12 protein-coding genes are annotated in these 15,003 nt (G+C 43.3%); 10 read left to right on the top strand and 2 right to left on the bottom strand.

Annotation, left to right across the window (positions count from 1 at the left end; translation table 11 throughout):
- Positions 1–17 precede the first annotated feature (17 nt).
- From QUA80_RS01880 to QUA80_RS01895, 4 genes are all read left to right on the top strand, one after another.
- Entirely contained in the window at positions 18–1,037 is a 1,020-nt protein-coding gene (locus QUA80_RS01880) for a type I glyceraldehyde-3-phosphate dehydrogenase (RefSeq protein WP_333420871.1), read from the top strand.
- Positions 1,038–1,181: 144 nt separating this feature from the next.
- On the top strand, positions 1,182–1,328 hold the full coding sequence (locus QUA80_RS01885; RefSeq protein ID WP_333420873.1) for a hypothetical protein: 147 nt from the start codon (positions 1,182–1,184) through the stop codon (positions 1,326–1,328).
- A gap of 131 nt (positions 1,329–1,459) precedes the next feature.
- On the top strand, positions 1,460–2,413 hold the full coding sequence (locus QUA80_RS01890; protein ID WP_333420875.1) for a GDP-mannose 4,6-dehydratase: 954 nt from the start codon (positions 1,460–1,462) through the stop codon (positions 2,411–2,413).
- Between the two features lie 817 nt (positions 2,414–3,230).
- Positions 3,231–8,141, top strand: a complete 4,911-nt coding sequence (locus QUA80_RS01895) for an FkbM family methyltransferase (RefSeq protein WP_333420876.1) — start codon at positions 3,231–3,233, stop codon at positions 8,139–8,141.
- 110 nt (positions 8,142–8,251) lie between these two features.
- Here the strand turns inward: QUA80_RS01895 and QUA80_RS01900 are convergent, their stop codons facing one another.
- A complete protein-coding gene (locus tag QUA80_RS01900; protein ID WP_333420878.1) occupies positions 8,252–9,043 on the bottom strand; it encodes a DUF1698 domain-containing protein in 792 nt (263 codons plus the stop codon).
- A gap of 104 nt (positions 9,044–9,147) precedes the next feature.
- Complete coding sequence (locus QUA80_RS01905; RefSeq protein ID WP_333420880.1) at positions 9,148–9,837, bottom strand: methyltransferase domain-containing protein; 690 nt, start codon at positions 9,835–9,837, stop codon at positions 9,148–9,150.
- A 103-nt stretch (positions 9,838–9,940) separates the two neighbouring features.
- Here QUA80_RS01905 and QUA80_RS01910 point away from each other — a divergent pair, with 103 nt between their 5' ends.
- The 6 genes from QUA80_RS01910 to QUA80_RS01935 all read left to right on the top strand — a co-directional run bounded on the left by QUA80_RS01910 (position 9,941) and on the right by QUA80_RS01935 (position 14,983).
- Positions 9,941–10,174, top strand: a complete 234-nt coding sequence (locus tag QUA80_RS01910) for a hypothetical protein (protein ID WP_333420882.1) — start codon at positions 9,941–9,943, stop codon at positions 10,172–10,174.
- Positions 10,175–10,313: 139 nt separating this feature from the next.
- The gene (gene rfbF / locus QUA80_RS01915) at positions 10,314–11,090 is read left to right on the top strand and encodes a glucose-1-phosphate cytidylyltransferase (RefSeq protein ID WP_333420885.1); all 777 of its coding nucleotides are present in this window, start codon (positions 10,314–10,316) and stop codon (positions 11,088–11,090) included.
- A complete protein-coding gene (locus QUA80_RS01920) occupies positions 11,087–12,085 on the top strand; it encodes a GDP-mannose 4,6-dehydratase (RefSeq protein ID WP_333420887.1) in 999 nt (332 codons plus the stop codon). The genes rfbF and QUA80_RS01920 overlap by 4 nt, the downstream gene beginning before the upstream one ends.
- Before the next feature lie 236 nt (positions 12,086–12,321).
- A complete protein-coding gene (locus QUA80_RS01925) occupies positions 12,322–13,554 on the top strand; it encodes a class I SAM-dependent methyltransferase (RefSeq protein ID WP_333420889.1) in 1,233 nt (410 codons plus the stop codon).
- Positions 13,551–14,084, top strand: a complete 534-nt coding sequence (rfbC, locus tag QUA80_RS01930) for a dTDP-4-dehydrorhamnose 3,5-epimerase (protein WP_333420891.1) — start codon at positions 13,551–13,553, stop codon at positions 14,082–14,084. The genes QUA80_RS01925 and rfbC overlap by 4 nt, the downstream gene beginning before the upstream one ends.
- Positions 14,081–14,983 carry an NAD(P)-dependent oxidoreductase gene (locus QUA80_RS01935; RefSeq protein ID WP_333420893.1) on the top strand — a complete coding sequence of 301 codons (903 nt, stop codon included), beginning with the start codon at positions 14,081–14,083 and terminating at the stop codon, positions 14,981–14,983. The genes rfbC and QUA80_RS01935 overlap by 4 nt, the downstream gene beginning before the upstream one ends.
- Positions 14,984–15,003 lie beyond the last annotated feature (20 nt).

A 15,003-nucleotide genomic window follows, 5' to 3' on the forward strand; every position in this document is an offset into this window, starting at 1 on the left:
CGTTAGGAGGTACTAAAGTGATTCGAGTCGCGATCAATGGTTTTGGACGTATCGGGCGCAGTTTTGCGCGCTGCTGGCTGGGCAGAGAAAACAGCCAGCTAGAGTTGGTAGCTATTAATGACACTTCCGATCCCAGAAGTAATGCTCACTTGCTGAGATACGATTCCATGATGGGAACGTTGAAGAATGTGGACATCAGTGCGGATGAAAATTCCATTACCCTAAATGGGAAGACAGTTAAATGCGTAAGCGATCGCAACCCGCTAAACTTGCCTTGGAAAGATTGGGGTATTGATCTGATTATTGAAGCGACCGGTGTCTTCGTTGACCAAGCTGGTGCATCGAAGCATATCACTGCCGGCGCTAAAAAAGTGCTAATTACCGCTCCCGGCAAGGGTTCTGAAGTTGGCACTTACGTGATGGGAGTCAACGACGACACCTACAAGCACAGTGACTACACGGTCATCAGCAATGCTAGCTGTACTACCAACTGTCTGGCTCCTGTACTGAAAGTGCTGCACGAAAATTTTGGCATCATCAAAGGCATGATGACCACTACCCACAGCTATACTGGCGACCAGCGCTTGCTGGATGCCAGCCACCGCGACTTGCGGCGGGCCCGGGCGGCAGCAATGAATATTGTGCCGACTTCTACCGGAGCAGCCCAAGCTGTGGCTTTGGTGATTCCAGAATTGAAGGGCAAGTTAAACGGTATTGCGATGCGCGTGCCGACTCCCAATGTGTCTGTAGTGGATTTTGTGGCTCAGGTAGAGAAAAAGACTTTTACCGAGCAAGTAAATCAAGTTTTCAAAGAAGCAGCCTCTGGCTCCATGAAAGGGATTTTGGAATACAACGATTTGCCTTTAGTTTCATGCGACTATCGCGGAAGTGATGCTTCTTCGATTCTCGATTCCAGCTTGACCCTAGTCATGGACGGCGACATGGTGAAGCTGTTGGCTTGGTACGACAATGAGTGGGGCTACAGTCAGCGGGTGGTTGACTTGGCTGAATTGGTCGCCGAAAAGTGGGAAGCCTAGTACCCGAAGGCAGAAGGCATCAGTCATTCGGCAGAAGGTAAAAAATCCTGATATTTTGTACTTTTGAGTCGATTTCTAGCTGACTGGTTATTTCTGTTTTCGAGCGGTAGAGACTTTTGGCAGTCGATAGTTGGCGAGTACAAAATGAAATATCGTAGGGACATGGGAGTGCCGTGTCCCTACGATATCCTTATGCTGCTACTCCCAGCTATCGATCGAACTTTTTGCAACAATACTTCGATCGGGCTTTCGGGTCTGCTTGATGATAAATTTGTTGTTTGTTTGGAGTAAGCGCTTAAACTTGCTCTGGTCATTCCTCGGCAAATCCCAAATATTAAAAATAATAAAAATTACGACTATAAAAGTTAAACCACTCGAAAAATAGCAACAGCTACGGTAGAGTGTTGAAAGCAAAAAGTGATATGAAAAAAGCGTTAATTAGCGGTATATCAGGTCAGGACGGAGCTTATTTAGCTAAACTTTTGCTCGATCGAGGTTATGAAGTTTGCGGCACCTCCAGGGACGCCCAAATGTCTAGTTTCGGAAACCTGGCCCGTTTGGGCATCCGAGATAGAGTAAAACTAGAATCCATGTCTCTCAACGATTTTCGCAGCGTCTTGCAGGTACTAGCGAAAATAGAACCCGACGAAGTGTACAATCTAGCAGGTCAAAGTTCCGTCGGGCTGTCTTTTGAACAACCCGTAGAAACCCTCGAAAGCATTGCCACAGGAACATTAAATCTGTTAGAAGCAATTCGGTTTACAGGCGGAAAAATTAAACTTTATAATGCCAGTTCCAGCGAATGTTTTGGGGATACCGGAGGCAGTGCAGCGGATGAAAATACCCCCTTTCGCCCTAGAAGCCCTTACGCGGTAGCGAAAGCAACCGCATTTTGGGAAGTAGCGAATTATCGGGAAGCGTACAATTTGTTTGCGTGTTCTGGTATTCTGTTCAATCACGAATCGCCGCTGCGGCCGGAGAGGTTTGTAACGCAAAAGATTGTATCAGTTGTTTGCCGAATTGCTGCGGGTAGTTCCGAAAAACTGCATTTGGGAAATATTTCAGTGCAGCGGGACTGGGGTTGGGCGCCGGAATATGTGGAGGCGATGTATTTGATGTTGCAGCAGCAAGAACCGGACGATTATGTAATTGCCACGGGTGTAGCCTATTCTTTGGAGAAGTTTGTGCAGACAGCGTTTGTTTCTGCGGGTTTGGATTGGCGGGAACATTTAGTAACGGATGCGAGTCTTTACAGACCGACAGAGATTGCTGTTGGGAGGGGAAATCCGGGTAAGGCAAAAGAAAAATTGGGCTGGGAGGCGAAGTATAAAATGCCCGATGTGGTGCGGATGATGGTGGAGGCGAGGATGATGTGAGGGAAAATTATGGGGTGAAAATATGGAAGGAGAATATGCAACGGCTAAGGAGTGGTATAAAGCCTATCGCCGGGAGTTGAAGAAATATCGGGTCAGTGGATCTTTTATACTAACCGAGGGGTGATTAGTTGCGATCGTAATTATGACACAATGAAGGAAGGTGTCGCTCCAAGCTGAGCGAGCTTATATTCTGTAATTAAGAGTATATTTGAAAGCTAGTTTGTAGAGCCTATCCGGTTTTATCCTGTGAGAATGAGGACATTAAAAGCTCACGATTGGCAAACCTAAGTATGAGTTAAGAGTGAAGTCTCAGAACGCAGTAAAAGTGAAAATGCTTATTAATTTTGGTGTGAACTCAGTTTGAACACAAAAAATTAGGGAGGGATTTAGGCTGTGCTAAGGCGGGAGGAGAAATTAATAGTAAAGCAGAGGGTGTTGGGGGCGGTATTGAATACCTTTACGAAAGGTCGAAATCGAGTTAGAGGGTCATAGTTTTATGGCTCCTGTAGCTGGGAGACAAACGGATAACTGTGAGGATATTCTGTTAGGGAGGTAGTTTTTGATGTGTTTGATATAAAATTCAAAGAGGGTGAGATGACTGTTTTTAAGGGGCGATGACAGTGAACTACCTTGATCGAGTTTAAGCTAATTTTTGCGGTCGCACGAGCATAGTGATCTACGGTGATACATAAATTACTTTGAGCCAATGGCACTGGGTGGTGTGATAGACCTTCCCAGTTTACTATATCATGGGTGTATGTCTATCGCTACAGAGTTTAATTAATAAATTAATTGAGTCAAAAAAAGGAGTAAACAAATGGTTATAGATTTAATTCGTAATATTGTAGAAGCCGGACAGATTATATTTGATGTCGGAGCTAATATCGGACAAAAAGCAGATTTTTTTATAGACCTTGGTGCGAAAGTAATCTGTTTTGAACCACAACCACATTGTGTGGAAGTTCTGAATCAAAAATATGGAAATAACGATAAAGTGGCTATTGTCAACAAAGGTTTAGCCGATCGACCAGGAGAGATGCAGCTTTCTATTTCTAGTGATTTAAATGTCTTATCTACTTTTTCGGAGAAATGGAAAACTGGACGGTTTGCTGGCGTTAATTGGGATCAAAAAGTAACAGTAGAAATTTCTACTTTAGATGAAATGATTCAAGTGTTTGGATGCCCGCAGTTTTGCAAAATTGATGTTGAAGGATTGGAATATCTAGTTTTAAAAGGACTGTCTCAACCGATACCTTGTCTCTCCTTTGAATTCACAATAGAATTTATAGATGATGCGAAGAAATCGATCGATCACTTGGAGACATTAGGATATCAACTATTTAACTTAGCCAAAGGTGAAGACAGCCATCTTGCACTAGGTGAATGGGTTTCTAGCGCTCGCTTATTTGAAATTATTAGCTCATTTAATGAACCCCAATTATGGGGAGACATATATGCCAAATTTGAACCACAAAAACCAACTCAATCACTGATACCTACGAGGCTAAAAGAAATGGAACTTGATGGAGAAGTTCAAGTTATTAAAAATATAATTAATAAAGGTTATGTCATATTTGATGTAGGTGCTAATGCTGGCGATTGGACAGCGGAAGTGTTGAACCAAGGACATGACGTAGAAATTCACCTATTTGAACCAATTCCTCATGTTTACAAAAAGCTGATTCAGAACATAGATAAAAAAGTAATTTCCAATAATTTAGCTGTAGGGCAGAAGGAAGAAGTCAAGACATTTTATTATTATGAAGCTAATCCACTATTGAGTACCTTTTACCGCCGATTCGATGTGGAAAAAGAAGGGTGGCTGAATCCGCCAAAAGAAATACCAGTTTTGACGACAACTATCGACAATTACTGTCAGCGCCACAGCATTAAGAGAATTAATTTTCTCAAAATAGATGTTGAGGGCGGCGAATTAGACGTTCTATATGGAGCTAAACATTTTCTAGAAACAGGCAGAGTAGATTATCTGCAATTTGAATATGGTGGAACTTATCTCGATTCAAAAATAACGTTGAAAGAAGCATTTGAGTATTTGCAAAAATTCCGGTATTCAATTTTTAAGATTTTGCCGGATCGGTTAGAATACAAGCCCACCTTTTTGCCAGAGGATGAAAACTTTGAGTTCAGCAATTTCTTGGCTGTCAATGAGCGATTCCGCTCCAATGTTTTGGGTGAAGTAACCGACGGAAAGCTGAACATACAGGAACTTTGTCGGCAGTATGCCATCGCGCCGCGTGGCGTGATTCATGTCGGGGCTCATGAAGGCACAGAAATCACCGCATATCAACAAATGGGCGCGCAAAAAGTGCTGTTCGTAGAAGCCAACCCAGCGGTATTTGAACGCTTGCAAGCCAATCTAACCGGGATGCCCGATGTCCGATCGGTCAACTGTGCGATCGGCGATCGCAATGGTACTGTGGATTTGCACGTTACTTCCTTCGATCAAAGCAGTTCTATTTTGCCCTTGAAGCACCATCAAGAGGTTTATCCCCACATCACCGAAACTCATCAAATAACTGTACAGTCGAAAACACTCGATACTCTACTCCAAGAACAGGAACTCAATCCTTCAGACTTTAATATATTAAATATAGATATCCAAGGTGCAGAGCTCTTGGCTTTGCAAGGAGCAACCAATTGGTTGAAATCTGTTGAGTTAATCAACACAGAAGTTAATTACGAAGAACTGTATGAAGGCTGCGCCTTAATCGATCAGTTGGACGAATTTCTCGAAGGACACGGTTTTCAGCGGGTAGCAACCACAACACCAATTCACCCATCTTGGGGAGACGCAATCTATGTGAAAAAACCAGCGATTACCTCATCCGTACTCGGCATGGAGAATATGGGTCGGTTGGGAAATCAAATATTTCTGTATGCGTTTTTGAGAACTTACGCAAGCGAACACAATCTCAGGGTAGAAACACCAGCTTGGATCGGTCAGTATCTATTCGGTCACCATGATGCGCCTATTTCTCAGCCTTTACCTCTAGTTGGAGAACAAGCGCAGCCTTACAAACTTTCCGAGTCGGCAATTCTCAATGCACCGGAACCGTTGAAAAAGGTAGACTTCCACGGCTATTTTCAATTTCACACTCAATATCACGCCCAATATAAAGAATATTTCCAATCTTTATTCAAACCTCTGCCAGAAGTCGCAGCGAAGGTAATAGAAGCTCTCGATCGCTTGCGTTCCAAAGGTAAAACAGTTGTGGGATTGCATTTGCGGCGCGGTGATTACAGAAGCGTTCATACAGTTGTGCCGTATCTTGCCGTTGCTCCGAGTGAATGGTACAAGGAATGGCTGGACGGTTTGTGGGAAACTCTGGACGAACCCGTCTTGTTTATTGCTAGCGATGAAATCGAAACGGTTGTCGGGGATTTTGCGGATTACAACCCGATAACAGTCAAAGATTTGGGTGTAGAAATGCCAGAAGCACCTTTCTATCCTGATTTTTACATTTTGAGCCAATGTGATGTCTTGGCAATTTCCAATAGCACATTCTCATTTGCCGCATCAATGCTAAATGAACGGTGCAAATTTTTCTTCCGTCCCCACTTGCAAAAACAAAAACTGATTCCCTACGATCCCTGGAACAGCGAACCATTGTTGCGGGACAATCCTAATGATTTGCCAGCAACAGGAGCTCAAAAACCCATAAAAATTTTGAATATTCAAGAGGTGTCATTAATTTCTCCTGAAAAGCCGGAGTTGCTGTGGGGATTTAATATAGAGGCTCCGACGATGGGAACCACGGTAAATCCCAGTAATATTTTGATTGGGGGTTGGGTGATAGGTAAAAAGTCCCCGGCTGTTAAAGTTGAGTTGATTCGCGACGGTGAAGTTCTCCGCGAAATTCCTGTAAATCAGCACCGCCCAGATGTAGCAGCAGTTTTTCCGGGAGTACCGTTAGCAGAAAATAGCGGTTATGCGACTGAATGGGAAGTAACAGGAAGATTACCTGAATGTGAGATATTTATCCAAGCTGTATTAGCAGATGATACTCGTGTCAATATTGGATTGGTTCGCCTGCAAGAAATTATCTATGCGGCCCCCAGAGGCAGCCTCAGAGAAAAGTGTAAACTGAGTGTATGTGCAATTATGAAAGATGAGGCTCCATACCTTATAGAGTGGTTGGAGTTTCATAAAATAGTTGGTGTTGAAAAATTTTACTTATACAACAATAACAGTAGTGATAATACTTTAGATATTGTTCAGCCCTACATTCAATCCGGTGAAGTTGTTTTGCACGACTGGCCATTTAGCAATAAACAACAAGCTTCGGCTTATGAGCATTGCCTTGCCTCTTATAAGCAAGAATCTGAGTGGATAGCTTTTATCGATTTGGATGAGTTTTTGTTCCCTACAGAGCAAGAAAGTTTAACAGAAGTATTAGAAGAATTTGATTCTTTGCCAGCCGTGGGAGTAAATATGTTAAATTTTGGCTCTTCCGGTCACGAAATAAGACCCGAAGGGTTACAGATAGAACACTTTACTAAACGAGCCATAGACGATTTTGAACAAAATAGGTATGTCAAAAGTATTGTGCGGCCCGAACAAATTCAGCGCCCTAGCTGTCCTCACTTTTTTATACCTATTAATCAGGAAGCTTTTTCAGTTACAGAAAATAAAGAACCGTTAGGATGTTCGATATCTGAAAGACTTTCTGTACAAAAGCTGCGGATAAATCATTACTTTACTAGATCCAAACAGGAAACAAAACAAAAAATTATGCGGGGAGATGCTTTTTTTCCAAACCCGAAAGTTTCGTGGGTTATGGAATATAGGGATCGCAATGAAGTAGAAGATTTAACGATTCAACGCTTTGTTCCTAAGCTGAGACAGGCTGTTGATTCCGCAGTATCTCAATCTCGAATAGCGCAGATTTTAACAGAACAGTGGCATTTGCAATCTAAGCTGTACCAGATGCAAACAGAATTAGAGGAATTTCAGGCTGGTACAGATCGCACTCACGAGAAGTTGGCTTTGTCGGAAGCTGAACTGCATCAGACACAAGAGCAACTCAAACAGAGTCACGCTCGGCTTGACGAGCTTGAGGTAGGCTTGCAACAGGTTCCGAGTGTTGCCGTTGGCTTAAACGAATTCGCAGAACTCCGTTTAGCAGAAGATAAACTAGACGATGCAATGAATGCCTGCAAGTTAGCTTTGAAGATTAATCCTCAATTTGCTCTGGCCTACAAGACTATGGGGAATGGTTTCCAAGCTCAGGGCAAACTGGATGAAGCCAAGAATTGCTACATTTGCGCTCTAGAAATTCAGCCTGATTTTGCTGAAGCTTTAGCGAACCTCGGAACTGTTAGTGCACAGCAGCAAAAGTGGCAACAGGCGATCGCATCTTACCAAAAAGCTATCGCTATTCAACCGAATTTTGCTGGGGTCTACCGCAACTTAGCTAAAGTCTTCTCCCAAATTGGCAAGCCAGAGGAAGCCGCTGATAGCTGGTATGCGGCGCTGATTTTGGAACCCTCCAAGGCAACGGCCGAGGAATACCTCAATTTAGGAAATACACTTGTAGAACAGCAGAAACTCGATCGGGCGATCGTCTGTTACCGCCGCGCTGTTTATTTAAATCCAAATTTTGAGGCAGCTTATTCCAAATTAGGAGATGCCTTTAAAAAACAAGGAGTTGACGCTGAAGCAACTGCTGCTTACGAGCGAACTAGCAAACTCAAATCAAGCAATTAAAATCGTGTCTGATTGTTTCGGAGATTATGGCGGGGCGGGTTTATGTTTATTTATCTTTTTACCCACCCCATCTATCTTTGGTAAAACCCGCCCTTTGTAGCTACTAAAAATTAAAATCCAGAAGTACCAGGTCGCATTGCAACCAATGCAAAGCACGGCCCATTAGCATGGTCTAGCTGCTCGAAATTAATTTGGATTTCAGTTAACCCAAAATATTTCAAACACGATAAAATATCCTCGCGGCTCAGCCAGTGACTGAAGGCGCTGCTACCTCCGCAGAAGCCTGCATAATCTAGGGCGATTTGATATTCTTGGCGGTAAAGCGTATGCTTAAATCCTTCATATTCAGTCGCTACTTGCGCCGGAAACTTAGGACTGAGCTGAGGTTGCGTGTGGATAATATCGCCGTCGTAGTAGTGAGTCCAAATAAATACTTGGTCTGATGCTTTGGCTATCAAAGAAATTAGCTCCACTGGGTTTGTCATGTGGTAAAGAATACCGCTAGCCAAGCAAACATCAAATTTCCTCTGACTTGTCCGTAGATATTCTACACAGTCGCCGGACAGGAAATGGGCTTTTTGAAGTTCCATCACTTCTTTCACAATCAAGCATTTCAGGTAGGCGCGGCTGTTTGCTTCAATTGCTGTAATTGAAGCGGCGCCGTGTTTTTCTAGCATATAAGTGTGTCCAGCTTCGAGCGGACCCAGTTCAACAATATGCTTGCTTTGAACTCCCTTTAATTGTTCAATAGCCCACGCAATGCGGTTATCTTCAAATAGTGGAATTGTTCCAGCTACTAATGACGCCTTGGCTGGAAACATAGATGCCCACTCACCTTTAAAAATATCCAGTGCGTTCTGGCTACTCGGTGCTGACTTTATATAATAATCTAGAACTTCCATACAGTTATGCTTTGCTACAGGTTAAGTAAATATCCACGGCTTCGACTTTTTCATAAGAGGATAAAAATCCCTTTATTGCTGGTTTAACAACTTTTCCTTACTCATTATTTTTGTGAGGGTAGTTTTCTTAGAACCGTAATAATTTCCTCAAAATTTTCTTTAAATAGTTCAGTTTCAAAACCAAAAGATAGATTTTTATTGCAGTATTCGAGCAATTCTGGGAAAGTCTCTGATGTCCACACGTGAAAATGAATGCTGTAATTTATCTCAAGTAGATGCTGCATCCGTACAGCCACACTTTCTTGATGAAATTTGCTGTCCACTAGGCTGACCCATTCTTCATAATGACCTAACTTAGACCATTCCGGGCCTTCCTTATAGTCTTGAATTAGATGGTCGAGGGATGTGAGGGGGCGGTCGATATCGAATGTATAGCGTTTGTCTGGTACGCCCATATATACCAGCCCTCCGGGTTTGACAACTCTCAAAAAGTTTTCCAGAGCGCCGATCGGATTTTGACAGTGTTCTATCATGTGATTGGCAATGACAAAATCCCAAGAGTTGTCAGCTATGGATGAGAGAGTTTCGCCATTATCTACAATATCCGCTTCTACTAGATTAACCGCTGCTAATTCTGGGTATTGCTGTCTCAAATCGCTAACAGACATTCTATCGACGTAATGAACCTTAACGCCTTCAGGGACTTGAAGGGGAGCATGAAGGGCTCCTACTTCTATCCCCTCGCCCTTGAGGTATTGAAAAGCAATGTCTTTCCGTACTTGCTGAAAATCCACAGTTAACCTCTGTGATTAAAAATTTGTTCTATCTCGATCAACTTTAAGTTACTCTCTTTTCTGTACTCAGTCTAGCTCTTTGCTCTGATGCTGAGGTTGGGCTTTGACTCTACGGTACAAGGGTACAGCCCGATCGACCTTTCTAGTTTACCCGATCGCACGTGTTGGTCGATCGCTTGAGTGCGATCGTCTTCATGTGTTGATTTTTGGGGTAATATCTATTGTTAAGCTCGATGGCTTAGGGCAAGGGGGCGATCGCCTGTCTATAATACCTGATACTTGCGGGAACATCCTTAGAGGGCTGAAGTCTGATATCCTTGGGAAGGCAACGGCTTGAGTTCATTTGGAGCTCATTGGGGGCTATCTGCAAAAATCCCCCAAAGTTGTGGTAGACTCCTCAAAAAGATTTGTGGCAGTCGCTTGTGTCTGGGCAACTAGGAACTGAAAATTATCTACCATTTTAAAGATGTGAAACAATGCAAGTAGTTATATTAGCCGGCGGTTTGGGGACACGTCTTCGAGAAGAAACAGAATTTCGTCCTAAGCCGCTAGTAGATGTGGGCGGATATCCGATTCTCTGGCATATTATGAAAACCTATGCCCATTACGGTTTTCGCGAGTTTATTGTGTGTTTGGGCTATCGCGGCAACATGATTAAGGAATATTTCCTGAATTATGAAGCTATGAATAATGATTTTACTATTTGCCTGGGCCGCCAAAATCAGATAACCTATCACGAGGAGCACCGCGAGCAAGATTTTAAGGTGACACTGGCAGAAACTGGCGCGGACACTATGACTGGAGGGCGGGTGAAACGTGTGGAGAAATACATTACTGATGATACCTTTATGGTGACATACGGTGATGGAGTTGCTGATATCGATATTGGGGCGCTGGTGGATTTTCATAAGGCTCACGGTAAGCTAGCAACTGTTAGTACAGTTCGTCCGATATCGAGATATGGTATTTTAGACGTGGACAGGCAAGGCAAAGTTCTGGAATTTACGGAAAAACCTCAAATAGATGGCTGGGCTAGTGCGGGATTTTTGGTACTTCACCGCAGCATATTTGAGGATTTGAGCGGGGATGATTGTTTTTTGGAGCGAGAGCCACTAGAGCGGTTAGCGGCGGAAGGACAATTGATGGCGTACCGCCACAAAGGTTTCTTCTTTGCGATGGATACTTACCGCGAGTATAAATATTTGAACGAACTTTGGGATAATGGAGAGGCTCCTTGGAAGGTGTGGGAATGAGTGAATTTTGGCGCGATCGATCGGTATTGGTGACAGGCTGCACTGGCCTTTTGGGTAACTGGTTAGTGGCTGAGTTGCTGGAAAGAGGAGCCTTGGTAACGGGATTAGTCCGTGACTTGGTACCCCAATCCCGACTTTATGCTGGAGAGTGGTATCGGCAAATTAATATCGTTCGCGGTTGTGTCGAAGATTTACCAACGGTAGAACGAGCGATTAATGAGTATGAAGTAGATACGGTGTTTCACTTAGCAGCTCAGACAATTGTGGGAGTTGCAAATAGAGAGCCGCTGGCAACTTTTGAAACGAATATTAAAGGCACTTGGAATATTCTAGAAGCTTGTCGCCGGGTTGGAGGTGTCAGTCGCATTGTCATAGCATCCAGCGATAAAGCCTATGGAGACCAGCTTGTGTTGCCTTACAGCGAAACAACTCCTCTGCAAGGGGAACACCCTTACGATGTTTCTAAAAGCTGCGCTGATTTAATCAGTCGGGCTTATTATGTTACCTATGGTTTGCCGGTGTGCATTACTCGCTGCGGCAACTTTTACGGCGGTGGAGACTTAAATTTTAATCGGATCGTTCCGTCTACTATTAGATCGGCATTACGAGACAAGCCGGTAGTCATTCGCAGTGATGGTACTTTTATTCGGGACTATTTCTATGCGAAAGATGGAGTTTTAGCTTATCTGCATTTGGCCGAGCAAATGGACAGGGAAGAAGTTTTGGGAGAGGCGTTTAATTTCAGTAATGAGCTGCAAATTTCTGTGCGGGGCATGGTAGATAATGTTTTGAAATTGATGGGTAAAAGTCATTTAGAGCCTGTCGTCTTGAATCGGGCAAAAAATGAAATCAAACATCAGTATCTCTCGGCAGATAAGGCGCGAAAAATACTCGGTTGGGAATCTAAGTATCCTCTAGATGAAGGGTTGAAAGAAACAATAGAGTGGTATCGAAACTTTTTGAAGGATGAAAATACCTGTGTCATCAGCGTGTGATTGAAAATTTCTGTAACTCAGGTTCTAATTCTCTTTCTCTTAGTTGCTCTAGTGCTACTAAATTCCTTCAGGATTAACTCAGGATTTACGCACCGATAGTCTCAAATCTGGATCGCCCCTAGCCCCACTCCCGGGGGCAATTTGAAAGCCACCCTTGTTAAGGGGGCTGGGGGATATCTGCTTAAGTCCTGAGACAGTTCATAAAAAATTATTTGATAGCCAAGGGGGATCATTCTGTGCCATCTAAATGTCGTTTTTGCAGTCACGTATTGGAGCATACTTTTGTAAATCTGGGGATGTCACCGCTGGCGAATTCTTTTCTATCTCAAAAGCATCTGAATTGTGCAGAGAAATTCTATCCGCTTCATACTTATGTCTGTGGTAATTGTTTTTTAGTGCAGTTAGAAGAGTTTGAATCCCCGGATAGCATCTTCAGCGATTATGCTTATTTTTCTTCCTATTCAGACTCTTGGTTGCGCCATGCTCAGAAATACACTGATTTGATGGTGCAGAGGTTTGGATTTGACGAAACCAGTCACGTAATTGAACTCGCTAGCAATGATGGCTACTTACTCCAGTATTTTCAGCAGAAAGGAATTCCTGTATTAGGGATTGAACCTGCTGCAAATGTGGCAAAAGTAGCTGAGGAAAAAGGGATTCCAACTTTAGTCAAGTTTTTTGGCGTGGAAACCGCTAAAGATTTGGTTTCACAAGGAAAAAAGGCAGATTTGTTGCTGGGCAATAATGTGTTGGCTCATGTGCCTGACTTGAATGATTTTGTGGCGGGGATGAAAATTCTCCTGAAACCAAACGGCGTCTTGACAATGGAGTTTCCTCATGTATTGCAATTAATTCAGGACAATCTGTTTGACACGATTTACCACGAGCATTTCTCTTATTTTTCCTTGTTAACGGTTGAGAAAGTTTTTGCAAGTCACGGTTTAACTTTGTTTGATGTGGAGGAAATACCCACGCACGGGGGTTCTCTGCGGATTTACGGGAGGCATGAAGATTTTGATAGTATAGCAGTTGGCGATCGCATTTCCCAACTGAAAGCTAAGGAAGTGCAAGCAGGGCTAAACCAGATAGAAATTTATGTAGGATTTGGCGAACAAGTTAAGTCTACTAAACGTCAAATGCTCAGTTTCCTAATTGATGCCAAAAACCAGGGCAAATCAATTGCGGGCTACGGTGCACCCGCGAAGGCTAATACGCTGCTGAACTATTGCGGTATCCGCACGGATTTGATTGATTATACGGTAGATTTAAGCCCGCACAAGCAGGGTTTGTTTTTGCCGGGAACTCAGATTCCGATATATCATCCCGACAAAATTCGGGAGACTAAACCGGATTATTTGGCGATATTGCCTTGGAATATCAAGGATGAGATAGTAAGTCAGATGGATTATATTCGCGAGTGGGGAGGTAAGTTTGTCGTGCTGATTCCTCAAGTGGAGGTAATCGCGTGAAGTTTACTGAAACCAAGCTTAAGGGAGCTTATGTTATTGAGGTAGAACCCATAGCCGATGAGAGGGGATTTTTTGCCCGCAGTTGGTGTCAAAAGGAGTTTGCAGAACATGGTTTAAATGCTAACCTAGTGCAGTGCAATATTTCTTTTAACCTGAAGAAAGGTACTTTGCGGGGGATGCACTACCAGGCTAAGCCTCACGAGGAAGCGAAGTTGGTTAGGTGTATCAAAGGGGGAATTTATGATGTAATTATAGATTTGCGTCCCGATTCTCCTACTTTTAAAGAGTGGTTTGCAGTAGAGCTAAACTCGGAAAATCGCAAGATGATATATATACCTTCAGGTATGGCTCACGGCTGTCAAACTTTGGCAGATAATACTGAGGTATTTTACCAGATGTCTGAGTTTTATTACGCAGAATTAGCAAGGGGAGTGCGGTGGAATGATCCGACTTTTAGGATAGATTGGCCGGATATATCTCAGCGCGTGATTTCGGAAAAAGATCGAAGTTTCCCGGATTTTGTGCTATGAAAAAAGTCTTGGTTACGGGTGCGGGGGGTTTTGTTGGCAGACACTCGCTCAAGACGCTGGTGGAACGCGGCTTCGAGGTTCATGCTGTCGCTTCTAAGACTTTGCCGACTTTAAGTTCTGACTGTACGTGGCATCTGGCAAATTTGTTAGATCGTACATCCATTAAAGAGTTAGTTTGTCAAGTAAAGCCAACACATTTGTTGCACTTTGCCTGGTGTTATACTGTACCCGGTCAATATTGGAAATCTGAAGATAACTTTTTGTGGGTGCAGGCAAGTTTGGAATTATTGAGGCAGTTTCGAGAGCAAGGTGGCGAAAGAGTAGTGATGGGTGGAACCTGCGCCGAGTATGATTGGAAGTATGGTTATTGCTCGGAGTTTATAACGCCGAGAAATCCAGATACTCCCTACGGTATTTGTAAAAATGCTTTGCAGGAGATAGTAAGCTGCTATTGTGAGACGACAAGTCTCAGCAGTGCTTGGGGACGTATTTTCTTTCCCTACGGCGCTTACGAGTACCGAAATCGGCTGGTTTCTTCAGTGATTCTTTCTCTCTTAAAGGGAGAGCCTGCGCGCTGCTCTCACGGTAATCAAATCCGGGATTTTATGTATGTACAGGATGTGGCTGATGCTTTTGTGGCTCTTTTGGAGAGTGAGGTGACAGGATCTGTTAATATTGGATCGGGACATCCGATCGCCATTAAAGATGTTGTTTATAAAATAGCGCATCTAATCGGGCGATCGGATTTAGTGCAGTTAGGTACTATTCCCTCTCCTCAGAAAGAAACACCTTTGTTAGTGGCTGATGTGACTCGTTTGTCTCAGGAAGTGGAATGGAGGGCTAAATTTAATTTAGAGATGGGAATTGAACAAGCTATAATTTGGTGGAAAAACCAATAGTCTTCGTATTCATATTCTCT

This window comes from Microcoleus sp. F4-D5, assembly GCF_036704885.1.
Classification (GTDB): Bacteria; Cyanobacteriota; Cyanobacteriia; order Cyanobacteriales; family Microcoleaceae; genus Microcoleus.